Genomic DNA, 26,202 nt, shown 5'->3' with positions numbered 1-26,202 from the left:
GTACTGGTTGTTCTCGAAAATTGAAAGAACAACCAGCCGTAGAATAGCGATTAAAAGTAACTGGCTTTTACACTATCACATGTCGCGTTTTGTGAAGACAATACTTCGATATCGCGACTTACTAACGGCAACTCCCAGCTTAGGAAGTACTCTGCCGCGGCAAGTTTGCCTTCGTAAAAGTCAACATCTTGTTCATTTGCACCTCTAGCTAAAGCTTGTTCAGCAACGTTAGCTTGGCGCAACCAAATCCAGCTCACCACACAGGCAGAGAAGATATTTAGAAAACAACTCGCATTTGTAAGCAACACAGATTGTTTGTCTGAGCGCAAATCAGACGCGGCTTGCTGAATAAGCGCACCAAGCTTATCTAAATACGGTTTAAGCTTTCCACACAACGCTTGTGCTCTTGGCGTTTCTGCGCGCTTCATGTCAGCCGTAACGCGGGCAAGCAAAACTTGAAGACCTTTTCCGTCGTGTTGCCATAATTTACGCCCTAACAAGTCGAGCGCTTGTATACCGTTAGTGCCCTCATGGATAGGATTAAGGCGGTTATCACGCCAGCACTGCTCTACCGGATATTCTCGTGTATAACCTGCACCGCCAAGTATTTGAATAGCCAGATCGTTGGCTTTAGGACCGAACTCAGACGGCCATGCCTTGAACACTGGCGTCAGCAAATCAAGCAGCTGTGATAGCTCGGCGTGCTTATCAACGTCAGCCTCTGTTTCCATTTCGTCAATCAACATACTGCCGTATAGGCAAAGTGACATACCGCCTTCGCAATACGCTTTTTGTGCAAGCAGCATTCGACGTACATCACCGTGATTAATAATTGGGGTTGGATCATCTTCAGGCGCGAGATTTGGCGCTGCGCGCCCTTGCGTGCGATCTTTAGCATATTCAAGAGAATAGCGATAACCGCGATATCCGATCATCGCCGCCCCATAACCAACGCCAATTCGCGCTTCGTTCATCATCATAAACATATAGCGCAAACCTTGGTGTGGCTCGCCGATTAGATAGCCATGGCAGTCGTCGTTCTCACCAAACGTTAGCGCCGTTGATGTTGTGCCGCGATAACCCATTTTGTGGATCAGGCTAAGCAAGCGTAACGTCGTTGCGCTTGTCTGGGTTACCCGCATCATCCAATCTGTATTTAGGAACCGCAAACAGCGAAATGCCCTTCACACCCGCTGGGCCGCCTGGGATCTTTGCGAGCACTAGATGAACAATATTATCTGATAACTCATGCTCACCGCCTGAAATATAGATTTTACTTCCTTTGAGACGGTACGTGCCATCGTCTTGCGGCTTAGCTGACGTACGAATGTCGGCAAGAGAAGAACCAGCATGTGGCTCAGTGAGAGCCATTGTGCCCGTGAACTCATAGGTTAGCATTTTTGCAAGAAACGCCTCTTTTATTTCATTCGACGCAAAATGCTTGATGACGTTGGCCGCAGCAGCGGTTAAAAATGGGTATGCTGTTGTCGACGGGTTTGCTGCAAGAAAATAGCCAAGCACAGGCATTCATTACCGTCACGGGTAACTGCATGCCGCCGTCTTCAAAATCGAAGTGCCCAGCAATAAAGCCTGACTCACGATACGTATCAAACGCAACTTTTACCTCGTCTATCATCGACACTTTGTGTCCATCAAAGGTAGGCTCGTCTTTATCGGCAATGGCGTTGTGCGGTAAAAAGAGTTCTTCGGCCATTTTTTCAGCCATATCTATAACCGCATTAAAAGTTTCTACATTGTGTTCTTCAAAACGTGTTTTGTCGCAAAGCGAAGCCGTATCTAATACTTCATACATTTGAAACTGCATTTCACGACGGGGAATGAGTTGGTCAGCCATGGTGTCCTCCACGAAAACTTGTTAACACATTGTGTCATATTCGTTATCGTGCCATCATTGTCATTAATGACACAATCATGGTCAAAACAGCCATGAATCACTCAAAGTTATTTTCAAAAATAAACTAAATTACTTTTATGAATAAAGCTCCCCACACAGTAACGGTATTCGGGTTCAATCATGCGCTCGCATCTGCCATTACTGGCGCACTCGACGTGTTTGCTTTTGCGGGTGTAAGTTGGCAACGCATTCACCAGTTGCCAACAACCCCCAAATTTAACGTACAACTTGCCAGTACCCATGGACAAGCGTTTCAGTGTTCAAACCAAATTACACTTCAACCTAATATTGCAATTGAAGATGTATCACAAACTGATATTTTGCTGATACCTACCATTGGTGGCGACATCGATGCTGCGCTTGATGATGTAAAGTCTCAGCTTGTCCATATAAAGCGCTTGCACAAAATGGGCGCTGACGTTGCTGCTAACTGCACTGGCACGTTTTTATTGGCAGAAACGGGACTGCTAGACCATAAGCCCGCCACGACGCATTGGGGGTATGCGGATAAATTCAAACACCATTACCCTAATGTTCAACTACAGCCTGACAAAATGGTGACCGAGAAAGACTCCATATATTGTGCAGGAGGTGGTATGGCGTGGATTGATCTTTCCATACTGCTAATTGAGCGCTACTGCGGCCATCAAGTGGCGACTGACACAGCAAAATCACACGTACTCGATGTATCAAGAACCAGCCAGACTATCTACGCCAGCAGCAGACAACGCCACTTTCATTCAGATAAAGACATAAGTGCAGTCCAATCGTTCTTAGAGCAGCACCTTCACGACAAGTTGTGTGTTGAAGACGTCGCCAAATTGCACAATATGACCGAGCGCACGTTGAATCGACGGTTTAAAAATGCATGTGACACTACGCCTGGCAGTACCTTCAAAGTTTACGCATTGAACAAGCGCGTAAACTGTTAGAAACAACCAACATGCCGCTAGAAAAAATCGTAAACGCTGTTGGTTACGAAGACATGAGTTCATTTACTCGATTATTTAAGAAAATGACAGGGCTCTCTCCTTCACAATACCGCACTAAATTTAAACGTTTAGGATGAGGGGGTTACGGCCAATATGCTTCAAAGCTGTGCAATTGGTCAAATTACAGGCATCCTGGATCCCTTATAAATAAAAGGGTCTCGCCAAATTTACGCAATTTGTGCACAAATATGGGGTTTTTATGACAAAGTTTGTGTAAAATGCAACGCCAAGCATGAAGTAATTCTTTTTATGCCTAAAACACTACAAAAGTATAATGTTACAAATCATCTTGGTGGAAACATGAGAACACATAAAATCGCCTCGCTAGCGCTTGCTGTTAGTGCCGCGTTCAGCTCATCAGTTCTTGCACAAGAGGCCGAAGCAACACAAAAAAAAGAAGCCTCACTTGAACAGATTACCGTAACTGCGCAAAAGCGTACTCAATCAATTCAAGAAGTACCTATTTCTGTCGCAACACTTAGCGGTGAAAAATTCGAAAGCCTATTCTCTGGTGGTGAAGATATCCTTGCACTAGCAGTTCGTGTACCTGGCCTATATGCCGAGTCTTCGAACGGTCGTGTTGCTCCGCGTTTTTACATTCGCGGTCTTGGAAACACTGACTTTGACCTAGCGGCATCTCAACCTGTTTCGATTATCATGGACGAAGTGGTAATGGAAAACGTGGTTCTTAAGAGCTTCCCATTATTTGACGTTCAGCAAGTAGAAGTACTGCGCGGTCCACAAGGCACCTTATTTGGTCGAAACACCACTGCCGGTATTATTAAGTTTGATACTGTTAAGCCGACACAAGACGTTGAAGGCTACGGCAAGGTTGGCTTTGGCTCATTTGGAACCATGAACCTTGAAGGCGCTATTAGCGGCGGCTTAACTGACGATTTGTCAGCACGTTTATCTGTACTTTCACAAGAGCGTGACGATTACATTGATAACGCGTTCACGGGTGAGAATGACGCTATTGGCGGATACGATGAAAAAGCGTATCGTTTACAGCTTTTATGGGAACCATCAGCGGACTTCTCTGCACTATTAAATGTGCATGGCCGCGACCTAGAAGGCACAGCATCAATCTTCCGTGCGAACATTTTCGATAAAGGCAGCAACGATCTAAACGCGAACTACGATCGTGAAACTGTATTTTATGATGGCGACCTAACTGGTGACGGCATCGATAACAACCCTCAAGAGTACGAAGGTTTTGGTACATCACTAAAACTTGAGTATGACATGGATACCGTAACGTTCACGTCAATCTCTGCCCTTGAAACGGCTGAAGGTTCTAGCCTAGGTGATATCGACGGTGGCTTTAACCGCCCTGACGGTACGTCTGGTCCAGGCTTCATCCCTTTCTCTGCAGTGACTCAAGACCGTCTTAACGACCTTGAACAGTTCACTCAAGAATTCCGTTTATCAAGCAATACTCGCGACGCGGTTAACTGGCAAGTTGGTGCGTTCTACTATGACGCATCATTCAACGTAACAAGTATCGACGGCTTCTTTGGTGCGACAACGGTTTTCCACGATAACCAAACATGGGCCCTATTCGGTCAAAGCTCTTATCAGGTAACAGATAAGTTAAACATTACTGGTGGCCTTCGCTATACGCATGACTCTAAGAGCCTTGTTGTTGGTGACCAGAACGTAGACGGCTTTGCAGTAGTTATTGGCGCGGCAAGCATTCAAGACTATGAAGACATCGATGTTGATGATGGTCAAATGAGTTTTGAACTAAGCGCAAACTATCGTGTTACTGACGACATGTCTTTGTTTGCTCGTTTTGCTAACGGTTTCCGTGCACAAACTATTCAAGGCCGTGACGTTGCATTTGAAGGTGCACCGTCAGTTGCTGATGCAGAAACCATTAACTCATTTGAAGTGGGTATTAAGTCTGACCTTCTTGACGATACGCTGCGTCTTAACGCTGCTGCGTTTTACTACACTGTTGACGACATGCAGTTCTCTGCTATCGGTGGTGGTAACAACTTTACAGCACTAGTAAATGCTGACAAAGGTGAAGCGTACGGTCTAGAAGTTGATGCACAGTGGCTAGCTACTGATGAACTAACGTTCACAGCAGGCTACAGCTACAACCACACTGAAATAAAAGACGACACACTTACTGTATCACCTTGTGGAACAAACCCTGCGTTTGGCTCTACTGGTAACTGTACAGTTACAGATCCTCGTCCAGATGGTTTCGTAGCATCTATCGACGGCAACCCATTCCCACAAGCGCCTGAGTCAATATTTAACTTTACGGCACGCTATGCGGTACCTATGGGTGACGATGGTGAGTTCTTTGTATTCACTGACTGGGCGTTCCAGGGTGAAACTAACATCTTCTTATACGAAGCTGTAGAATTCACAACTGATAACAACTTTGAAGGTGGTTTGCGTATCGGTTATGAAAACTTCGCGCACAACTACACTGTTGCTTTATTCGGTCGTAACATTACTGATGAAGATAACGTAAAAGGTGCTATCGACTTCAACAACCTAACAGGTATCGTAAACGAGCCTCGCGTTTGGGGTGTTGAGTTTAAATACACTTACTTCTAAGACATTGTCTGGGTAGACACGCTACCTATACAGTTACATAAAAAGCGGTGGTACTTCTGTACCGCCGCTTTTTTTATGCTGCTAGCTGCATATCTGTCGACGTTCTTTGCACAAGTTGATGTAGCTTACGACATACCTTTACCCATCGAGCGACTCTCTGATAATAAACTTGCTCGATCAACTCGCCTTTTTCATCAAATAGAAAACTAGCCAACTTTCCTTTATTTCCTGGCATGTAAAAGTGATGCACTGTAAAACTGCGAGATAAAGGTGCACTCACTACTTTTTGATACATACAAAAAGGTAACGCGTTTGCGCGCTCATCACCGCCCGTTAGCCTTGCTCTGCGTTGAAAAGAATCGTAACCAAAATCAGCCATTATTCCATGCTTGGATATAAGCTGATCAACGGCTTTTACTCCTGTTTGCATTGGATATCTCCCGCGAAAGATTAGACTCAAAATAAACCATACTGATATTTATACAGTATATGTTTATTTGATTAAAATGCAAACAAAAAAAAGCCGCTCTAATGAGCGGCTTTTTGAATGGCTTAACAAACTGCGTTTAGCTTGTCGTATTTGCATGCGCCTTTGTTGAGACTTGGGCGTTTTTGCGGCCTTTAAACACTTTTTTAATATCGTCCAAAATAAGATAAAGTGCAGGCACCAACAGCAAGGTAATTATTGTTGCGAACAAAATACCAAATGCCAGAGAGATGGCCATTGGAATAACAATTTGAGCCTGCAAGCTACGTTCGAAAACGATAGGCATTAATCCCATAAACGTCGTTAATGACGTTAAGATAATGGCTCTAAAGCGCTGAGTACCTGCACTTATTGCCGCGTCCATCAACGAAAGACCTTCTTTTCTTGCTCGGTTTACGAAGTCGACCATGATCAAACTATCGTTTACCACTACGCCAGACAATGCGATTATCCCGCAAATAGACAATACGCTTACCGCCATGTCCAATACTAAATGGCCGACGATAGCCCCTACTATACCAAAAGGTATAACAGACATAATAATGAATGGCTGACTGTACGATTTTAATGGAATCGCCAACAGCGTATAAATGGCAAATAACGCAAACAAAAGACCTTGTAACAGACTAAACATGGCATCTGCTTGTTCTTTCGCGTTACCTTGCAATTGGAATTCTACACGAGGGTAACGGTCAAGAAGATCAGGCATGACAGTCTCGATCACTTCGTTGGTAATTTCAGATGGATCCATTAGCGCTTTATCAACAACGCCGAGTAACCGTGACTGAGCGTTTGCCATCAACCCGAATAATAGAGTCAAAGCCTTGTCCTACCGTGAAAGTCGCTACTTGTTCAAACGGAATCTCCTGCCCGCCTGGAGCGCGTATACGCATATTCTCTAAATGTTCTATCGAACTACGCTCATTCTTAGGGTAACGAACCATCACTTTTATTTCTTCGTCATCCCTTTGAATACGCTGGACTTCCGCGCCATAAAAGCCGAAGCGCACTTGCTGACCTAGCTGCTGTAATGTAATGCCTAACGCGTCGGCCTGTGGCTTAAGCGCAAGCTGAATCTCTTCGCTTCCTCCTGAGAACGTATCATTAATATCAGTGACACCTTCGTAGCTCTTCAATGCATCCCTAAGTTCGTTGCTAATTGCACGCAATGCTTTGATGTCGCTTGAACTAAATTCGAAGCTGAGGTCTGCACCACCGCCAGGGCCACCCGGTGAACTAATATTAAGTACTTTAACGCCAGGAATTTCAGGCAGTTCTTCACGCCACATTTCTTGAATTTCAAAATCAGTCAATGTACGCGTTTCGCCCTTTGTTAACTCAGCGAAAATTTCACCGCCAAGATTACCATTATCATAAGTTACCGCGTGTTTTATCACGTTCTCGCTTAGTGTCGCTTGCCACTTTATCATCCATACGATGCATAGCCGCTCGCAGTGTATCGAGCACGTCATCACGCTGTTCAATTGATGAGCCGGGCTCTAACTCAAAACTCGCGATCATAAAGTCACTGGGAATACTTGGGAAGAACACAAATCGCACAATACCACCGCCAAACATACCAATGGTAAGAATGAGCATGGCAAGAAATACCGCTACGGTGGTATAACGATTGCGCACAGCCTTTGCTAAAAACGGCGCGTATTTATTGCTGATAAATGTCTTAATGCCTTCACTAAAAAAGTCTCTGAAGCGCTGAAATGCATTTGCTTTTGATGGGTCATAAGGCTTTAGCTTCATGTGCACTAAGTGAGCTAAGCAAGATAAGCTTAGACTCAATCAATGAGAACACTAAGCACACAATAACGACCATGCCAATGGTCTTCCAAATTATGCCAAACGGACCTGACACCATAAGCATTGGTGAAAACGCCGCTATCGTTGTTAATACCCCAAAGGTGGCGGGCATAGCGACTTTTTTAACACCAGCAATGACGTTATCTGTACTGTGGCCTTTTTTGTCTATTTCCGAGTAAGCCGATTCGCCCATAATAATAGCGTCATCAACAACAATACCCAGCACCAGAATAAACGCAAATAGGCTAAGCATATTGATGGATACGCCAATCATGTCTAGCGGCATGACAAGCAGTGTACCGAGGAAACATACAGGAAGACCAACGATGACCCAAAATGCCAGCTTTATTTTTAGAAACAAGGAAAGCACCAAGAATACTAATAGTGCACCAAAAAACATGTTTTCAAGCATCATATTGAGACGATCGGCAAGATAAAATGAGCTATCTCCCCATGTATCAGCCGTGATATGCGCTGGAAACTCTGACTTCTTGGTGTCTACGTAATTGTTAACCTGTTCTGATATTTCGAGGGCGTTTTGATCGCCAACTGCGCGGACACGTAGGCTCACCGTCAACTTATCATCAAACATGGCATATTGGTTGTTTTCAATAAAGCCGTCGTTAATGTAGGCTACATCGCCTAGAGTTACACGCGTACCGTTAGCGTTTGTCACCAACACAATTTGGGAAAAGTCCCAGCCAGTGTAGGCCTGACCTTTCGTACGCAATAAGATATCGCCGTTTTCAGTTCGGATAGAGCCGCCAGGCAAATCGATACTGGTTTGACTAAGACGCGCCACCACATCGGCAAAAGTTAGGTTGTATTTTTGCAGATCAATTTCTGAAAGTTCTACAGATATTTCATAATCTCTAGCGCCAACAACTTGCACACTTGATATGCCAGGTAAATTGGCAATATCGTCTCTTAAGTCTTTTGCGAATTCTTTCAGTTCACGCTCTGAAGCATCACCATATACGGACAGCCAAATAACGTCTTGCTGAATTTTTTGTCGATAAACTACCGGCTTCTCGGTATCAGCAGGAAAACGTGGTATAGCATCCACTTGCACTTTAACTTCATCTAAAAGTGACTGTACATCATAGTCTTCTTCAACTTGTATGCTCACCGTGCCCATCCCTTCGACAGCGGTTGAGTTAAGCTGCTTAATACCTTCTAGGTCTTTCACTGCTTCTTCAATTTTGAGCAGTACGCCCTCTTCAACTTCTTGCGGTGCTGCACCTAAATAAGGGACTCGCACACTAATGACATTAATTTCAAAGTTGGGAAAGACTTGCTTTTGAATATTGGCGGCGCCAAATAGCCCCCCAACAATGAGCAGCCACATAAGCAAGTTAGCTGCAACATTGTTGCGAGCAAACCAGGCTATCAGGCCGCTTTGCGTATCTATACGACTCATGATTATTCTCCACCAGCAGTTGTGGTATCGATGGCGTCGCTGTCTTCGCCTTTATCAGATTCGGCTTCTTCAGACAAAACAGGTTCATCGCCTGGAAGACGCACTTTCATTCCGTTGTACGGATTTGGTACGGCTGACATGACAACAAGAGTTCCTTCTTCAATACCACCGCGAATAAACACGTCTTTTGCGGTTGTTCGCGCAATGTCTACCGCCTTGATTTCAAGCTCTCTATTGCCGTTTACTGTCAAAATGGTGTTATCTAATCGTAGAATGCTGCGCGGTAATACCATGAGCGATTCATTTTGACGAGAGGTGATTTGCGCTTCGACAAACTGACCAAAACGCAGTGGAGCTTGATGTGTGCCATTAACATTGTACGGGTCTTTTACTTCAACAATGGCGTAAACCACGCGGCTGCCCGTATCAAGAATACCTTCCGAACGAACTAATTTACCTTCCCACGTGCGATTTGCTCCGCCTACTGACGCACTTAGTGATACTGGCGCGCCCTCACTAGACTGGTAAGCAATGTTAACAAACATCAAATCACTGTCTGTAATTGGCAGACGCACTTCGGCTGTGTCTGTCGAATAAATAGTACCTATTGGCGACCCGGTGGCAACAAACTGACCCAAGTCGATATTGCGCTCCACCACAATGCCATTGTACGGTGCGGTAATCTTGGTTCTCTCAAGGTTGCGTTTTGCACGTTCTAACTTGGCTTGTGCAGCTTTAACATTAGCCTGCTCTTTGGCAAGTTGAGGTTTGCGCAATCCAAGCTCAGGTGGCGCAACACTATTTACTGAGCGCCATTCTTGTTCTGCAACTTTACCGCGAGCAATTTCTTCTTGTAACGCAGCTTGTGCCTGAGCTAACTCGGCCTCAGCCAATTTTAAATCTGTTCTGTAGTCATCTTGCTCTAGCGTTGCTAGTACATCGCCCTTTTTAAACGTACCACCTAAACAATGAAACTGTCTGAAAGACTAATAACTTGGCCACTTACCTGAGCACTCAATGACGTTTTATTACGCGGAACAACATTGCCTTGCGAATTTACAATAAAATTAACAGGCTCGGCATTGGTCGCTTTTGCATCAACCAAAAAAGCCGGAACTTCCACAGGTACCTGCTCTGGCGGCTTTTTAGAATTAATCATTACACCTGCAGCGACAAAAGCCACAATGATAATGCCAAGCGGAAGACCACTTTTCATCAAAACGGAGTTTTTCATTTACTATCCCTAGGAAAACTAAACATGGACGGTAAGCCACTGAAAGAATGACTTTTTGTTAATAGAATTGTGACATCCACGCCAAGCAAAATTAAATTATTATTGTATCAACACTAGTGTACTTATTTTAGGTTTGAAGCGCTCATTTAACTTTGTTAAATAATGTGTATGCCTTACATTGAAAAACAATCAAGCAAAGCAATTCAAAAACCCACATCGTCGTCATGCATAATATTTTTTATACGCATTGTTGCGTTGCTCTTTTTGCACTGGATATTTTCACTGGGTTGCACCCCAAAACATTACACCCAAAATCAACACGCCCTAATATAAAAAATTATCAAAAGATTACAAACGAAGATTGATAAATCCCACATTTTCGCTGATTATTTAAACACTCATTGATTATGAGTTAACCAAAAACTGTTTTACTAAACGTTTATAAGCGTTGCAGTTTTGGAATTTGAGAATTCGCTACGTTGAAGGGAAAACACATTATGAGTCTTAAAAAACAATACCTTAAATCTAAACCTTTGTGCAAAGTAACGTTTCGACTAGACGCCGAAGCCGCACGAGATGCCAAAGAAGCAGAACTTTGTGGGGATTTTACTGATTGGAAAGCACAACCGCTTACCATGAAGAAGCTAAAAAGTGGCGAATTTACTCTTACTGTCAATCTTGAGACAGACCACGAGTATCAATTCCGTTATTTACTTGATGGAGAAAAATGGGAGAACGATTGGGAAGCTGATGCCTATGTTCCCTCATAAGTAAGTCTTGACGATAACTCAGTTGTACGCGTGTAGACTAATCGAAAAATAATAATACTCATTCCCTACAAAAAAGGCTGCCTCTAGGCAGCCTTTTTGCTATTCGTTATGGCTTATTAAAAAGCGCTGAAGAGAATGTTACAACGTGCCTTCTAATTCAGGCAGAACGTCAAACAAGTCACCCACCAAACCATAGTCAGCAACTTGGAAGATTGGTGCTTCTTCGTCTTTGTTAATAGCTACAATGACTTTAGAATCTTTCATACCCGCAAGATGCTGGATAGCGCCTGAGATACCTACTGCAATATAAAGCTGAGGCGCAACAATCTTACCTGTTTGACCTACTTGCATATCGTTAGGTACGAAACCAGCATCAACTGCCGCACGCGATGCACCGATAGCAGCGCCTAACTTGTCGGCAATACCTTCAAGTAGTTTAAAGTTGTCGCCGTTTTGCATACCGCGGCCACCAGAAATTACCACTTCTGCAGCAGTAAGTTCAGGACGCTCTGATTCTGTAAGCTCTGCCGATACAAAGTCAGACTTTTCACTGCCTTTAACCACGTCAATGGCTGTCACTTCTGCACTACCACCTGTAGCTGCGGCGTCAAATGACGCTGCGCGAACGGTGATCACTTTCTTCGCATCAGACGATTGAACTGTTGCAATTGCGTTACCTGCGTAGATAGGGCGCACAAACGTGTCATCGCTTTCTACACCGATGATGTCAGAAATTTGTGCAACATCTAACAATGCCGCTACGCGAGGCATGAAGTTTTTACCTGTCGTTGTTGCCGCTGCAACAACATGGTTGTAATCGCTGGCAAGTTCTACCACTAAGTCAGCAGTATTTTCGGCCAACTGGTGTTTATAAGCAGCATTATCCGCAACGATAACTTTTGCTACGCCTTCAATTTGCGCCGCGGCTTCAGCAACTGCTTGGCAACCTTCACCAGCAACGAGTACATGGATGTCGCCACCCATTTTTTGTGCTGCGTTAACAAGCTTGTGCGTTTCAGTTTTTAAGCTTGCATTATCGTGTTCTGCATATACGAGTACGCTCATGAGATCACCTTTGCTTCATTCTTTAACTTGTCTACTAGCTCAGCAACGTCTGCTACCTTAATACCACCCTCACGCTGTGGTGGAGGCGTTACTTTTAGTACTTTAACGTTTGACTCAAGCGCTACGCCAAAATCAGCAGCAGCTTTAACATCAAGCGGCTTGCGCTTCGCCTTCATGATATTTGGCAGCGACGCGTAACGAGGTTCGTTCAAGCGCAAGTCAGTCGTCACAACAGCTGGTAGTGACAATGCCACCGTCTGAAGACCGCCATCGATTTCACGAGTTACATTAACTTTTTCGCCGTCAACGACCACTTCTGATGCGAAAGTACCCTGCGGCATACCGGTAAGCGCCGCAAGCATTTGTCCTGTTTGGTTGTTATCAGAGTCAATGCTCTGTTTACCAAGAATAACCAGCTGAGGTTGCTCTTCTTCAACCACTTTTGATAGAAGCTTTGCCACTTGAAGTGAATCAAGGTTTTGGTCGGTATCAATTTGAATACCACGATCAGCACCTAGGGCTAGTGCTGTGCGAATTTGTTCTTGGCAGCTCTTATCACCAATTGAAACGACAACGATTTCAGTGGCAACGCCTTTTTCTTTAAGGCGAACGGCTTCTTCAACCGCTATTTCACAAAAAGGGTTAATGGCCATTTTCGCGTTAGTAAGATCTACGCCTGATTCGTCGGCCTTCACTCTTACCTTAACGTTGTAGTCGATCGCGCGTTTGACCTAGGTACGAGTATTTTCATATTTACCTCAATTGTTGAGTTCGTCGGTGTCTATTACGTTTTACTAATAATTAACTATTAAAAATTAAAAACGTTTTACTTCACCACGCTTTTTGAAACTTTAACAATGTACTCTACGTTAAAAAAGGAACCGTGGAGCGTACGTGTTATAAAGGCTAGCTCTAAAACGCCATTAACACCACGTTCGCGTGCATATATAATGCATCGCCAGTTAACGTTAACGTAAACTGCTCTGCAATGTACTTACTGTTGACGTAAACGTCAACCTGCATTACCTTTCAGAGCAATAATTAATTTACATGTTTTTGACACATCGCATTATTTGTTTCATCAATAGTGCACTATAAAAATACGAACATAAGGAGCCTCCCGTGGAACGAGAATCGATGGAGTTTGACGTAGTCATCGTCGGTGCTTACCAGCTGGATTATCAACTGCTTGCAAGCTAATGCAGCTTGCTAACGAAAAAGACCAAGAACTCATGGTTTGCGTGGTCGAGAAAGGCTCCGAAGTAGGTGCACATATCTTGTCTGGCGCTGTCTTTGAGCCTCGCGCGTTAAATGAGTTATTCCCTGACTGGAAAGAAAAAGGCGCACCGCTTAATACACCTGTTACTGAAGACCACATTTATCTTCTGAAAGACGAAACGGGTGCGAAAAAGCTTCCAAACGGTATCACCCCAAAAACCATGCACAATGACGGCAACTATATTGTGTCTATGGGGAATGTTACACGGTGGTTAGCGGAACAAGCTGAGCAGCTTGGCGTAGAAGTATTCCCAGGCTTTGCAGCGTCTGAAGTTATCTATAACGACGACGGAAGCGTTGGCGGAGTATTAACTGGTGATATGGGTGTAGGTGAAAACGGCGAACCTAAAGACGGCTACATGCCAGGCATGGAACTTCGTGCTAAATACACCGTGTTTGCCGAAGGTTGCCGCGGACATCTAGGTAAAGAGCTAATTTCACACTTCGAATTAGACAAAGAGAGCTCGCCTCAACATTATGCTATCGGCTTTAAAGAGATTTGGGATATCGATCCTGCCAAACACCAACCAGGATTAGTTGTTCACAGTGCTTAGCTGGCCGCTTGACGATGCAACTGGTGGCAGCTACTTGTATCACGCAGAAGATAACCAAGTGTTTGTGGGCTTAATTGTCGATTTGAACTACGACAATCCCTATTTGAGCCCATTTGACGAATTCCAACGCCTGAAACATCACCCTGTCTTTAAGCAGTATCTAGAAGGCGGTAAGCGCGTCTCATACGGCGCAAGAGCTATTGCAAAAGGTGGGTTTAACTCTTTGCCTAAAATGACTTTCCCAGGTGGCTTATTAGTCGGCTGTGACGCTGGAACGCTTAATTTTGCTAAGATTAAGGGTAACCATACAGCGATGAAATCGGGCATGTTGGCAGCGGAGAGTATTTTTGAAGCCATCAGTGACAATACGGAATCACCTATTAAAGAACTAACCAGCTTTACAGAGAAATTTAAATCGTCTTGGTTATATGACGAGTTATTCCGCTCTCGTAATTTTGGTCCTGCCATTCATAAACTAGGTAATTTCTGGGGTGGCGCATTTAATACGCTTGAGCAAAACTTCTTCAACGGTAATTTGTTCTTCACCATGAAAGATGAGCATAACGACTATGCACAACTTAAAGAGGCAAAGGACGCGAAAGAAATTTCATATCCCAAACCTGATGGCGTACTAAGTTTTGATAAACTTTCGTCTGTATTTTTATCAAATACCAACCATGAAGAAGATCAGCCTTGTCACCTTCAACTGAAAGACCCGAGCATTCCACTTCAAGTCAATTTGCCTAAGTTTGCTGAACCAGCGCAACGCTACTGCCCTGCAGGCGTATATGAGGTTATTGAAGAAGAAGGTGAAAAGCGTTTCCAAATTAACGCTCAGAACTGTGTTCACTGCAAAACGTGCGACATCAAAGACCCTAGCCAAAATATTCGATGGGTTGTGCCAGAAGGCGCAGGTGGCCCGAATTATCCGAATATGTAATTAATGACTCTGTCGTGTAATTAATCTTATTATTTTTAAAAGCGAGCGTGGCTCGCTTTTTTTTATGCTAACTTTAATTATTATTCGACCAAATAAAAGTACAACGTAAAAGGTTAATTAATGAACGAGTTTCTAGATATTTTAACCCATGGAAGACGTTTACAAGGTGCAGTTAAGGAATTAAGCATTGATGAACTTGAATCAATTCAAGAAAAACTGAGCGGCATAATTGAAAAGAAAAAAGAAAAGCAATTAGAAGCTGAAAAGGCTGAGCAAGAAAAACGTGACAAGCTGGCCGCTATCCAAAAACAAATGGAAGAAGCGGGTTTAAACGTTGACGACTTAAAAGCACTTTCTACTCAAGTGAGTAAAAAGCCAGCAAAAAAACGACCTGTTAAATATCGATTGGTAGATGAAAAAGGTATTGAGCACCCGTGGACAGGAATTGGTCGTATGCCTCGAGTTTACAAAGCCGCGCTAGACAGCGGAAAATCGTTGGACGCGTTCTCGATTAATTAAAAACAAACGGGTTTGGACTAATTATAAAATAAGGTCTGTTGTCACAGACCTTATTTTATTTACGTTACGTACATTACAGGTACATTGTGAATTTAAATTATAAAATTTCCCAAAAAGATGACTCGGCACCTTGGTTAGTGTTAATTCACGGACTATTTGGTAATGCAGATAATTTGGCGGGCATAAAACGTCATTTTGAATCGGAATTCAATGTTGTTAGCATCGATTTACCCGACCACGGTGAATCTCCGTGGACTGACGGCTTTGATATTACCGCAGCATCAGAAGCCGTTTATGCGGTAATCACGTCGCTTCCCACTAAAGCAGCCGCTGTACTGGGTCATTCATTAGGTGGAAAAGTCGCAATGAAATTGGCACTCAACCATGCCGATGCGGTGTCTCACCTTATTGTCGCTGACATAGCACCTGTCTCTTATGAGCACAGCCACCAATCAGTATTTGATGGCTTAAATGCCGTACCTCTCGATACTATCAATAGTAGAAAAGAGGCTGAAAATGCCATGTCCCAGTTTGTAAAAGAGCCCGGCGTAAGACAGTTTCTTCTAAAGAGTCTCTACCAAAATGAGAATGGTAAATGGGCGTGGCGCTTTAATGTCAAAGGGTTATATGACAGTTATCATCGTATTATTGATTGGGAACAAACCAATCAACAGTTTGACGGTGTAACCTTGTTTATCAAAGGGGCATTATCTGATTACATAACAGCGCAACATCGCGATGCTATTGCACAGTATTTCCCTAATGCAAAAGCACACATCATTGATGGCACAGGTCATTGGCTGCATGCAGAGAAACCCGCGGCTTTTAATACCGTGGTGGAGCGAACGTTGCTTAAGCGCTAAACCGAAGATCAGTACTGTGCTTATTGCAACAACTATTACATTATTTTGAACGTTTTGTTCTCTGACACACGTTCAAGGTGTGATATAGTTGCGCCAGATTTTTTTAGTAACAAAACTATGCTTGCAGAAAACTACGAACTCATTGAGTCCATTATGTTGTACGGCGGCTTATTCATCTTGTTTTTATTGATGGGTTTCGCAGTTCACGATGTATTACGTAAGAATGACGTTCCACTTATTGGACGGGTGGTAACCTATGGCGTACTTGGTTTAGGTGCATTAGGCTTTCTTGCGAAGGGTATCATTGAATGGTTCTGGCTTAGCTCAGGCGTTTAATTTGTAACGGTTAATAGAGGTTATATATGGCAAGTGTTGGCCTATTTTTCGGAAGTGACACGGGTAATACCGAACATGTTGCGAAAATGATCCAGAAGGAACTGGGTAAACAGCTAATTGATGTTAAAGACATTGCCAAGAGCAGTAAAGAAGACATCGCTGAGTTTGATTTATTAATTTTTGGTATTCCCACTTGGTATTACGGTGAAGCACAATGCGACTGGGATGACTTTTTCCCTGAGCTTGAGCAAATCGACTTCACAGACAAGTTAGTCGCTATCTTTGGATGCGGTGACCAAGAAGACTACGCAGAGTACTTCCTTGATGCAATGGGCATGGTCCGTGACATCGTTGAAGCAAAAGGCGCTATTTTGGTAGGACAATGGTCTACTGAAGGCTATGACTTCGAAGCGTCTAAAGGCATGGCCGATGACAATCACTTTGTTGGTCTTGGCATCGATGAAGACCGTCAGCCTGAATTAACAGACTCTCGTGTTAAAGCATGGTGTAAGCAAATTAATGACGAACTTTGCCTTGCCGAACTGGCTTAGTAAATCTTCTCTATACAAAAAAACCGCTTAATTAAGCGGTTTTTTTATTTTTAGCTACTGCATTACTTAGCTACAACTGAAACCGCTCAACGGCTTTTCGTAAACTATCAGTTTGCGCATCAAGTAACATGGTTGATTCATTGGACTGACGCGTGCTTTGGGCGCTGGAATCCGCTAGCGCCACAATTTTGTTTAAGCTCTCTGCGACATCGCCAAGCAACACATCCTGTTGCTGAGTATCTGCTACGATATGTTCGTTTATAGTGCTTAAGCGCTCTATAATTTCCCTCACGCTCTCAACTTGCTCTGACACTTGCTGAGTAATCTGTACGCCCTCTTGCGCTTGCTCACGGCCAGATTTGATTGCTTTAACAGCCTCGGCAGCATCCTTTTGCAAATTCCCAATCATCTGCTCAATCTCTTCGGTTGAATCATGGGTACGATTCGCCAATGTTCGTACTTCATCAGCCACCACTGCAAAGCCCCTTCCCTGTTCACCAGCACGCGCAGCTTCGATAGCGGCATTTAACGCAAGTAAATTGGTTTGCTCAGCAATTGTTTTTATCACGTCTAATATACTGCCAATGTTTCGAGAGTTTTCGTCAAGTCGTCCTATGATCAACGCCGAATTATCTGCCTGCTTAGCCTGACCTTCTACCTGCTGGCGGTTGCGTTGTACCAAGTGTCCAATTTCATTACTCTGCTGAGTAATATCACGCAACGCATGCATTGCTTCATTAATTTGCTCAAGGTTGCTACGGCTTTTATCTTGTACGTTTTGTGTGTTGGTCGATGTTACATTGACTTGCTCACGCTGTTTATCAACCTCGGCAAGGCTCTTGTCGCCCAGTTCAACGCTTTCTTTGGTTATTTCAATCAGCCGCTTCTCTTGCGCTAAAATATTGCCAACAAGTTCGCGTAAGCTATCAGTTAAACTGTTTACTTTTGCAGACAATGCAGAAAACTCGTCATTACCTTCCTCTGAAAGTTTAGTGCTTAAGTCGCCTCGCCTTAACAGCGATAAACCTTTATTAATACGACCAAGCGGTTTTGAAATACTGCGGGTGACAATAACGGCTAACGCTATTGCGGCAATCATTCCTACTACCGCAACCACAATATTTCGTACTAAGTTGGCCTGTACCGACTCCAAAATAGCATTTTGTCCGTCTAGCGACTGCTTTTGCACTTCAGCAAATAGGGCATTGATATCTGCTAGTGCACTAGTTAAGGACTCGCTTGCGCGTTTTTGAGCCTGTGCTGCATTGTCGATTTGCGCAAGTTTGTCTTGCTGCAGTGCAATCAGTCCTTCTGTGCCATTTACCGCATCAATCAACATATCGAACTGTTCGTTGAACGCGGCCACCGTGCCACCGTCGTCGACGGTCGACGCGAGCCGATTTACATAGTCTTTATCCACCTGTAAGTTGCTTAGCTGATACTTAAGGTCTTCAATAATATTGGCGCTTTGTTCAGCACTCCCCGACTCCGCAAGCTCAATGAACGAGTCATTCATAGTGAGAAGTTTGTTATCAATTGCCGTACCTGCGCCAATAAGTGTTTCAATGCTTGGGTCGTTCGAATCTAGGTAAGACAAGTCGAGCATGAGTGCGCTGGCTTCATCGGCCACCATCAAGACACTCTCCAGTTTCGCTGATAACGCCTTTTCTATTTGCATGCGCTTTTCAATAGCGCCATACATTGCGTTACTGTTATTGACATAACTTGTACTTACTTCAATAGCGTTGCTCGCCATCGCATTGCTAGGCATTAACGACTTAAGCGTGGCTAAGTCTTTTGAGAAAGTGTCAGATAAATTATCGAATGTTGACTTGTTTTGTTGCAGCTCAGTCGCTGTTTCTACGTGATACCCATTCGCCGTGATTACCGACAGCGAAAGAATTTCAGTTTTGACCTTAACCATGCTGGTTTGCACCTAAGCATTTTTTGTTCAACAACATCGAGGGCGGAGTCTTTAATACCACTCAGACCAAAATAAGAGAGAATACTTGTTAATAAAAGTAGGCATCCAAACAGGCCGAAGCCGAGGGTTATTTTATTTATTATTGTTAATTGCATGGGTACGTCCAACGAAAAAACATGCTAAAAATTTAGACACACTGTCCTTATTAAAGTTTAGTTTAACAGGATGTTAATTCAATTCACCAAAAGTTTAATTTATTTTGCATATTTGTTAGGTTTATCTAGCACTTACAATCTGGTCAGGCCAGATATGACGGGGCTTACAGCGCCCCCTCTTTTTTGATATTTTTTTCGCGTGCTTGAAATTTACTCGGTAAGCCAAAGTTTCCATACTTTTTCTTTTAAATTGCTTCAAGTTACCTATAATAACCCCAAATTAGATTTTACTCGTTCTTAGTAGGTTGTAATGGATCAAAATAAAGAATTGAAAAAAGCAGGGCTAAAAGTCACTCTGCCTCGCCTTAAAATTTTACAAATTCTGCAAGAGCCAGAAAACCAACACATCAGTGCTGAGGATGTTTATAAAATCCTTATCGAGCAGGGTGAAGAAATTGGTTTGGCAACGGTTTATCGCGTGCTTAACCAATTTGATGATGCAGGCATTCTAAACCGCCACCACTTCGAAGGTGGAAAGTCGGTATTCGAAATAAGCCACAAAGACCATCACGACCATCTTGTATGCCTTAAATGTGGCAAGGTTATCGAATTTGAAGATGAGATAATCGAAGAACGCCAAGAGATGATTGCCAAGCAACATAAAATGAAGCTTACGCATCACAGCTTGTATCTGTATGGCGAGTGTACCGACGATAATTGCGACAATACACCAGAATAGAACACATCAACATGTGTTATGAATAGGCCCGCACTAGCGGGCCTTTTTTTATTTACGCATTAAACTTGTGTGCATGATAGGCATGTATCGCTTTAAGCCATACATCACCCACCTTACCATCGCCTATTGGTTTACCATCAACTTCAATAACTGGAGCGACTTCTTTACTTGAAGATGTTAACCACACTTCGTCTGCATTCAATAGTTCGTCCTTACTGAACCACGCTTCTGTTACAACAAGACCCGCTTGTTTAAATGCTTCGATTGCTATGGCGCGCGTCACGCCTGGCAACAATTCATGGTTCAAGGGAGATGTTAATATAGCGCCCTCTTTAACGATGAACACATTGCATGAGCTCGCTTCGGTAATCATTCCGTCATTGTTAAACAGAATAGTTTCATTGACACCTGCATCTACGCCCGCTTGAAAATGCATTACATTACCCAGCAATGATGTCGATTTTATATGGCAGCGCTGCCAACGTTTATCTTGCTGCAACGCAACTTTCAATGGTTTAGCTTGCGATTTATCCGTAGGTTGCGGCGGCGCTATTTCAAACGCAAACCCAAAAACAGTTGGCGCAATATCCTTAGGGTAAGCATGGAAGCGTTTCACGTCGGTTCCTCTACTTACGTGAAAATAGACACCGATATTGCCGCTGGGTATCGCTTGCCTATTTTTTTCAACCAATTGAGAAAGGATGTCATTCCACATTGGCGCATCGAAAGGGTTGGTGATTTCAACCGCGTTTAAACCATTGCTTAAGCGCGACATGTGACCATTAAAACCTACGGGACTACCGTTATAAGTGGGTATCACTTCGTAGATACCGTCTCCAAACAAAAAACCTCTGTCCATCGGCGATATTTTCGCTTCTGATAAAGGTAAAAATTCACCATTTAAAAACGCGATTGTCACAACATTTCTCCTTGTAATTGGCGCCGACGGGAAAGCGCTAGTAAATTGTCGGCCCTCGCCGCTTCGTGATCTTGGTAACTAAAATGTATTTCTTCGCCAGGGACCGCTTGCGCCAGTCGATTAACATCAAGAGGGTTGATGCATCCTACTTTTGGATAGCCGCCTAATGTTTGGCGATCTCTCATCATCACTATCGGTTGCCCGTCGGGCGGAACTTGAATGGCGCCGACGTGTATTGCTTCTGACCGCATGTTTTGAATCTTGCATGCTATTTCAGGCCCACTTAGACGATATCCCATTCTATCGATAGACGAGGTTACCTTGTACTGACTGCTAACCAAGATGCGCTGCGCAACATGGCTAAAATGGTCATACTGATATCCTGGCACAACTCGAATTGGAGACCCAAGGTCATAATCAGGTCTATGATGTGAGTCTAAACGTCTTAACTTTCTTCGCTTCTCTTGCGATGGCAAAAACTCATGTATTTCAATTTGCTGGGCTTTTTTTATTGGAGAGCCATCTCCGGCTAATCCCCCCAAACTCTCTCTTTGAACGGTACATGCACTGTCAACACAATGACTTACGTGCCAGGCGCCGCCTATGGCCAAGTACGCCTTACTGCCAAAGCTTTCGCTGCCAAATTGTATCTTATCACCCGACTCTACGAAAACGCTTTGATACGGCGCTTTATGCTTTTCATTGACCTTAAGAAATACTGTTCTACCTGTGACGGCGATTACACAGGCAGAGGAAACGTTCAGCGTGACGCTGCCAATTGCTTCGATACAGGGGGTATTATCAGGGTTGTAAGCCATGAAGTTCGCCCACGAATATGCGTCTTCATCCATTGGACCTGACTGACAGAATCCGTCCTGCTGTCGCCCTATTCTGCCACTGTCGACGACAATGCTAAACAGACCGTTATCAAGTATCTCAACCTTCATGATACGCGTTATACTCTTCTTCTGTAATTGAAACAAACTGCACGCGGTCTCCTGCTTTCAGCAGTGATTCGCTCTTATTCTCCATGTGCCGCACCATATCAATCGGCGATAATCCAAGAAGGTTCCAACCACCTGGCGAAACACTTGGATACACCGCGGTTTGCCTATCTGCAATCGCCACCGCCCCCTTAGGGACGTGTTTACGCGGCGTTGTAAGTCGCGGGCAAGCCAGCGCCTCTGGCACTTCTCCCATATAGGCAAAACCCGGCGCAAATCCAACTGCATACACTTTAAAAATAGAGCTTGTATGTAAGTGGATAATCTCATCAATGCTCAACGATGTTCTTTTTGTAATGACGCTAAAATCACTTGCATTAGGTGCGCCGTACCACACTGGAATTGTTTTTATGTCATCGCCGCACTGATGTGCAGCTTGTGCTTCAATTGCTTGGGCATTTTTTGCAAGCGACACCAGGTGAGCATAAACACCATGCGTATCTATTTTTTCGAAATCAAATACAAGCATTAAACTGTCGTAAGACGGTACACACTCTTTAAGCCATGTTTGCCCGCCGTTTTGGGCGTTAAGCTCTTGCTTTATTAACGTCAACCACCTTTGGCAATGCGCATTGGCGTCGTCAAGCGATTCGCCGTTGAAATATAGAATTACAGCGTCAGCACCTACTGGCGTAATTAACCTAATGTCGCCAAACGATTGCATGTACTTTCCTTGAAAATTGTGTTTTTAATGAGGCGAAGTTATTGAATTGTTGTGATACTTACAGCATCGCCCTTATTTTACGGGCGATATCTACTGCATCGGCCGTGTCGCCATGCACACACAAACTGTCAGCGTCAATGGGTAGAACCTTACCTGATAATGTTGTTACCGTTTTTTGACTTATCATTTGTTCAGCTTGTTCAAGAGCTTGTTGTTGGTTAAGCACGGCATCTGTTATACCGCGAGGCGTCAGCAGACCTTCATCTGTATAACGTCTGTCTGAAAACGCCTCGAATAATATTGGAAGATCAAAAGTGCTCGCCTCACGACGCAGCGCGTCATTGTGATTAGTGGCTTGAACCATAAGCGCGAGATCACCCTTACCCAATTCTGCGACATAAGCCATTACAGCTTTCCGTATTTCGGAGCTTTTCATCATGTCATTATAAAGTGCACCATGCGGCTTTACGTAGGTGACACACGTACCGCATAGCTGTGCCATACCCTGTAGTGCGCTTATTTGATATTGAATCATAGCAATGAGTTCGTCAGCCGGAACTACCATGCTTCTGCGGCCGAACCCTTGTAAATCGGGATAAGAAGGATGGGCACCAACCGACACGCAATGCGAGACAGCAAGCGTAAGTGACGCTTTCATCACAAGTGGGTCGCCAGCGTGGAAACCACACGCTATATTGGCCTGATCAATATACTTCATGATGTCTTGTTCAACAGGCATGGACCATGCGCCGAAACTTTCACCTAAATCGCAATTTAACTTCATAATGGTTTAGCTCTTACCCTCAATCCAGTATCATGTTACCTGTTCTTTTTAAAAAGTCAGTTCTAATGATAAATATTGGAAAAATTAATACATTACGCGTAGTTGCTCAGTATCCCTTCGGCTATGCGTTAGCGCCTATCCCACAGGACTCACCTGCTCAAGACAACATATACGACGCTGATCAAGATGAACAGCTTACCGTGACGCTTGCGCTTGAAGAGGTAAACAGCGAGTTAAAAGAAGGCCAAGAGGTTGAAGTGTTTGTGGGCAGCGATCAGCGAGGTGACCTTTATGCCACGTTGCAAACACCCAAAATACAAGTAGGCGAAACCAAAGTACTAAAGGCGGTTTCTGCGACTAATTTTGGTGCCTTTTTTGATTGGGGCCTAGACAACGACCTCTTGGTGCCAAACGATTACCAAGCTCAGCTGAGTAAACGCTTAGGCATGTACTATGTAGTTCATACATTTTACGATGACAAAACACAGCGTATTTTGGGTGCAACTAAGCTGCATTACTTCCTTAAAGAAAGTAGCGCCTACCTTAATGAAGGTGACACTGTATCATGCTTAGTTTATGCGAAAACCGATCTTGGCTTTAAGGTCGTCATCAATGAAAAAAGCCTTGGCCTTATTTTTCACAGTGATGCATTCAAGCCTTTAAAAGTGGGTCAAGCGACAGAGGGCGTAATTAAGACTATACGCGATGACGGTAAAGTGGACGTGGCACTTCAGCGCGTAGATAAAGGTGGTCGCGATGCACTTCAACAAGCCATTTTAGATGATTTGGTTGCGCATGGTGGTATTTCTACGCTTACAGATAAAAGTGCACCAGAGGCTATATACTCGCACTTTAACGTAAGTAAAGCTGCGTATAAAAAAGCACTGGGTGCGTTGTACAAACAGAAAAAAATCACGTTAAGCCCAGATGCAATCCGTTTAAACAAGACAGAAAAGTAGGACATAAAATGAAAGCGCACGTTTCTTGGGACAAAGATCTCACATTCACAGGGACAACTGATAGCGGATATAAAACGGTTATGGACGGCAATGGCAACGCTATTTCCCCCATGGAGTCGGTATTGGTAGCCGTTGGCGCGTGTTCAAGTGTTGATGTGGTCGATATCATAAAGAAAGGCCGCTTCAACATCACAGCGTGTGAATGCGAACTAGAGGCGGTTCGAGCAGATGAACCACCGCGGGTTTTCACTAAAATTCATGCTCATTACAAGGTATCGGGCGAAGGTATTAGCGAAAAAGCCTTAGCACGAGCAGTGCAACTTTCGGCAGAAAAGTATTGCTCGGTGATGCTTATGCTTACGGGTAATGTAGATATCACCACCAGCTATACTTTAGTGTAATAAACTCATCAATTAGTCAAATACGCTATGACTTAGCTAAAAAAGCCAACCTTGCTTAGGTTGGCTTTTTGCTATACATGCCTTGCTACATATACATCCAATTGATTTATAAAGCTTTTAACATTAGTTAACATCTTTGGCATGTTAGCTGCTGTATATGGTCATTATTATATAACGACAACAACGTTAGGGCTTTTGACCATGGATACTACACAACGTACAACACCTGTTTTCGCCACATCCACTCTCCGCAATATTGTGATAGGAAGCAGCTTAATTGCACTTTCCCTGTCACTGACCGCCTGTTCTGATGCAGATGCAGTAGACAGCGCTGCTAATAACGAAGCGGTGGAAGAAGTCGTATTTGCGATTCCTGTTGAAACACAAAACATTCGCACTGGTGACATTACCTCTACTTACGATACCACCGCTATTTTAGAGGCGCGCGAAGAAGCATTTGTCGTTGCAAGAGCCTCAGGCATTATAGAAGAGATTTTTGTAGAAGAAGGGGATTATGTTGAGAAGGGCCAGGTACTTGCCCAACTAGACAAACGTCGCTACGAACTCAATTTATCAAAAGCACTTGCCGACCTTAACGGAATTGAAAGCGAGCTTGATAAAGTCAATAAAGTCTATTCCAAAAAGCTGATCAGTGATGACACCTATGACAAGCTGAAGTCACAGTATGAATCGGCAAAAGCGTCGGTTCGCTTAGCCGAACTTGATCTGAAAGAAACCACAATAACCGCCCCCATTAGTGGTTATGTCGCATCGCGAAACGCAAAAGTTGGTAATTTAACAGAGTCGTTTCAACGTGAGCGCATGTTCCATATTGTTCAACAACGCAACTTGCAAGGTGTGGTTTATCTACCAGAAAATGAACTACCTAATGTCACGGTTGGTCAAGGTGCGACATTAACCGTCGCAGCGTTAGGAAACCATGCCATTGTTGCCAATGTAGAACGCATTAGTCCGGTTATCGATGCCACCACGGGAACATTTAAAGTGACCTTGAAGGTACCTAACGAAGACAATCGCCTTAAAGCTAGGCATGTTTACTGATGTATCACTAGAATATGCGACACATGCCAATGCAACTTTACTACCACGCCGAGCATTGGTAACCATCGACAACAACCACAGCGTTTTCGTCGTTGATAACGGAAAAGTCAAAAAAGTAAATGTGTCCACTGGCTTTGAGAATAACGATGTAATTGAAGTTATTAGCGGTCTAGAAGGTAATGAAGAAGTAGTGACTGCTGGTCACCAAAATCTTAAAGACAGTGCGCCTGTTGAAGTTGTAAATAGCTAAGCTGGCGAGACAAGGAGTTACTATC

The 26,202-nt window shown here is 43.8% G+C and carries 16 protein-coding genes and 7 pseudogenes; 12 read left to right on the top strand and 11 right to left on the bottom strand.

The annotated features are described in order from the left end of the window. Window positions 1-50: 50 nt before the first annotated feature. A pseudogene (locus V6N89_RS09530) lies at window positions 51-1,855 on the bottom strand (acyl-CoA dehydrogenase). Window positions 1,856-1,992: 137 nt separating this feature from the next. Between V6N89_RS09530 and V6N89_RS09525 the strand changes: the two are divergent. Together V6N89_RS09525 and V6N89_RS09520 are read left to right on the top strand one after the other, a co-directional pair. Further along, window positions 1,993-2,984, top strand: a pseudogene (locus V6N89_RS09525) (GlxA family transcriptional regulator). A gap of 223 nt (window positions 2,985-3,207) precedes the next feature. Continuing rightward, window positions 3,208-5,484 carry a TonB-dependent receptor gene (locus tag V6N89_RS09520; protein ID WP_346993695.1) on the top strand — a complete coding sequence of 759 codons (2,277 nt, stop codon included), beginning with the start codon at window positions 3,208-3,210 and terminating at the stop codon, window positions 5,482-5,484. 73 nt (window positions 5,485-5,557) lie between these two features. On the opposite strand, the gene V6N89_RS09515 is transcribed toward V6N89_RS09520, so the two are convergent. The 3 genes and pseudogenes from V6N89_RS09515 to V6N89_RS09505 form a co-directional block, all read right to left on the bottom strand. Then, window positions 5,558-5,914 (bottom strand): hypothetical protein, encoded by a 357-nt coding sequence (locus V6N89_RS09515; protein WP_338517334.1) that lies wholly within the window; start codon window positions 5,912-5,914, stop codon window positions 5,558-5,560. 136 nt (window positions 5,915-6,050) lie between these two features. After that, window positions 6,051-9,206 (bottom strand): annotated as a pseudogene (locus tag V6N89_RS09510) (efflux RND transporter permease subunit). Window positions 9,207-9,208: 2 nt separating this feature from the next. Further along, a pseudogene (locus tag V6N89_RS09505) lies at window positions 9,209-10,440 on the bottom strand (efflux RND transporter periplasmic adaptor subunit). 497 nt (window positions 10,441-10,937) lie between these two features. On the opposite strand from V6N89_RS09505, the gene V6N89_RS09500 reads away from it, so the two are divergent. Continuing rightward, window positions 10,938-11,210, top strand: coding sequence for an isoamylase early set domain-containing protein (locus tag V6N89_RS09500; RefSeq protein ID WP_346993694.1), 273 nt, complete (start codon window positions 10,938-10,940; stop codon window positions 11,208-11,210). A 138-nt stretch (window positions 11,211-11,348) separates the two neighbouring features. Here V6N89_RS09500 and V6N89_RS09495 read toward each other — a convergent pair whose 3' ends face one another. Continuing rightward, window positions 11,349-12,275: an electron transfer flavoprotein subunit alpha/FixB family protein gene (locus V6N89_RS09495; protein WP_338517333.1), complete on the bottom strand. Its 927-nt coding sequence runs from the start codon at window positions 12,273-12,275 to the stop codon at window positions 11,349-11,351. After that, window positions 12,272-13,026, bottom strand: a pseudogene (locus tag V6N89_RS09490) (electron transfer flavoprotein subunit beta/FixA family protein). The gene V6N89_RS09495 and the pseudogene V6N89_RS09490 overlap by 4 nt, the downstream one beginning before the upstream one ends. Window positions 13,027-13,397: 371 nt before the next feature. On the opposite strand from V6N89_RS09490, the pseudogene V6N89_RS09485 reads away from it, so the two are divergent. From V6N89_RS09485 to fldA, 5 genes and pseudogenes are all read left to right on the top strand, one after another. Further along, window positions 13,398-15,047 (top strand): annotated as a pseudogene (locus tag V6N89_RS09485) (electron transfer flavoprotein-ubiquinone oxidoreductase). Window positions 15,048-15,167: 120 nt separating this feature from the next. Continuing rightward, on the top strand, window positions 15,168-15,566 hold the full coding sequence (locus V6N89_RS09480) for an H-NS family nucleoid-associated regulatory protein (protein ID WP_338517332.1): 399 nt from the start codon (window positions 15,168-15,170) through the stop codon (window positions 15,564-15,566). An 86-nt stretch (window positions 15,567-15,652) separates the two neighbouring features. Then, window positions 15,653-16,429 carry an alpha/beta fold hydrolase gene (locus V6N89_RS09475; protein WP_338517331.1) on the top strand — a complete coding sequence of 259 codons (777 nt, stop codon included), beginning with the start codon at window positions 15,653-15,655 and terminating at the stop codon, window positions 16,427-16,429. Window positions 16,430-16,546: 117 nt separating this feature from the next. Next, window positions 16,547-16,765 carry a DUF2788 domain-containing protein gene (locus V6N89_RS09470; RefSeq protein WP_159624996.1) on the top strand — a complete coding sequence of 73 codons (219 nt, stop codon included), beginning with the start codon at window positions 16,547-16,549 and terminating at the stop codon, window positions 16,763-16,765. A gap of 26 nt (window positions 16,766-16,791) precedes the next feature. Beyond that, window positions 16,792-17,316 carry a flavodoxin FldA gene (gene fldA / locus V6N89_RS09465; RefSeq protein ID WP_338517330.1) on the top strand — a complete coding sequence of 175 codons (525 nt, stop codon included), beginning with the start codon at window positions 16,792-16,794 and terminating at the stop codon, window positions 17,314-17,316. A 70-nt stretch (window positions 17,317-17,386) separates the two neighbouring features. Here fldA and V6N89_RS09460 read toward each other — a convergent pair whose 3' ends face one another. After that, window positions 17,387-19,240 (bottom strand): methyl-accepting chemotaxis protein, encoded by a 1,854-nt coding sequence (locus V6N89_RS09460; RefSeq protein WP_338517329.1) that lies wholly within the window; start codon window positions 19,238-19,240, stop codon window positions 17,387-17,389. Window positions 19,241-19,705: 465 nt separating this feature from the next. Between V6N89_RS09460 and fur the strand changes: the two genes are divergently transcribed. Then, on the top strand, window positions 19,706-20,134 hold the full coding sequence (fur, locus tag V6N89_RS09455) for a ferric iron uptake transcriptional regulator (RefSeq protein WP_338517328.1): 429 nt from the start codon (window positions 19,706-19,708) through the stop codon (window positions 20,132-20,134). Between the two features lie 52 nt (window positions 20,135-20,186). On the opposite strand, the gene V6N89_RS09450 is transcribed toward fur, so the two are convergent. Genes V6N89_RS09450 through V6N89_RS09435 form a run of 4 tightly spaced genes read right to left on the bottom strand, consistent with a single transcriptional unit; the run spans window position 20,187 to window position 23,505 of the window. Further along, a complete protein-coding gene (locus V6N89_RS09450) occupies window positions 20,187-21,053 on the bottom strand; it encodes a D-amino acid aminotransferase (protein ID WP_338517327.1) in 867 nt (288 codons plus the stop codon). Beyond that, on the bottom strand, window positions 21,050-22,000 hold the full coding sequence (locus tag V6N89_RS09445) for a biotin-dependent carboxyltransferase family protein (RefSeq protein WP_338517326.1): 951 nt from the start codon (window positions 21,998-22,000) through the stop codon (window positions 21,050-21,052). Before V6N89_RS09445 ends, V6N89_RS09450 begins: the two co-directional genes overlap by 4 nt. After that, window positions 21,990-22,721, bottom strand: coding sequence for a 5-oxoprolinase subunit B family protein (locus V6N89_RS09440; RefSeq protein WP_338517325.1), 732 nt, complete (start codon window positions 22,719-22,721; stop codon window positions 21,990-21,992). The genes V6N89_RS09445 and V6N89_RS09440 overlap by 11 nt, the downstream gene beginning before the upstream one ends. Window positions 22,722-22,779: 58 nt before the next feature. Then, the gene (locus tag V6N89_RS09435) at window positions 22,780-23,505 is read right to left on the bottom strand and encodes a 5-oxoprolinase subunit PxpA (RefSeq protein WP_346993693.1); all 726 of its coding nucleotides are present in this window, start codon (window positions 23,503-23,505) and stop codon (window positions 22,780-22,782) included. A gap of 65 nt (window positions 23,506-23,570) precedes the next feature. Between V6N89_RS09435 and V6N89_RS09430 the strand changes: the two genes are divergently transcribed. The 3 genes and pseudogenes from V6N89_RS09430 (at window position 23,571) to V6N89_RS09420 (ending at window position 26,177) form a co-directional block, all read left to right on the top strand. Then, on the top strand, window positions 23,571-24,464 hold the full coding sequence (locus V6N89_RS09430) for a CvfB family protein (protein ID WP_346993692.1): 894 nt from the start codon (window positions 23,571-23,573) through the stop codon (window positions 24,462-24,464). Window positions 24,465-24,472: 8 nt separating this feature from the next. Beyond that, a complete protein-coding gene (locus tag V6N89_RS09425) occupies window positions 24,473-24,865 on the top strand; it encodes an OsmC family protein (RefSeq protein ID WP_338517322.1) in 393 nt (130 codons plus the stop codon). 201 nt (window positions 24,866-25,066) lie between these two features. Then, window positions 25,067-26,177: pseudogene (locus tag V6N89_RS09420) on the top strand (efflux RND transporter periplasmic adaptor subunit). Window positions 26,178-26,202 lie beyond the last annotated feature (25 nt).

Origin of the sequence: Alteromonas gracilis (assembly GCF_036870955.2) — a bacterium.
Classification (GTDB): domain Bacteria; phylum Pseudomonadota; class Gammaproteobacteria; order Enterobacterales; family Alteromonadaceae; genus Alteromonas; species Alteromonas gracilis_A.
Note: the sequence above shows the minus strand (reverse complement) of the source record. Positions and strands in the feature narration are given on the sequence as shown.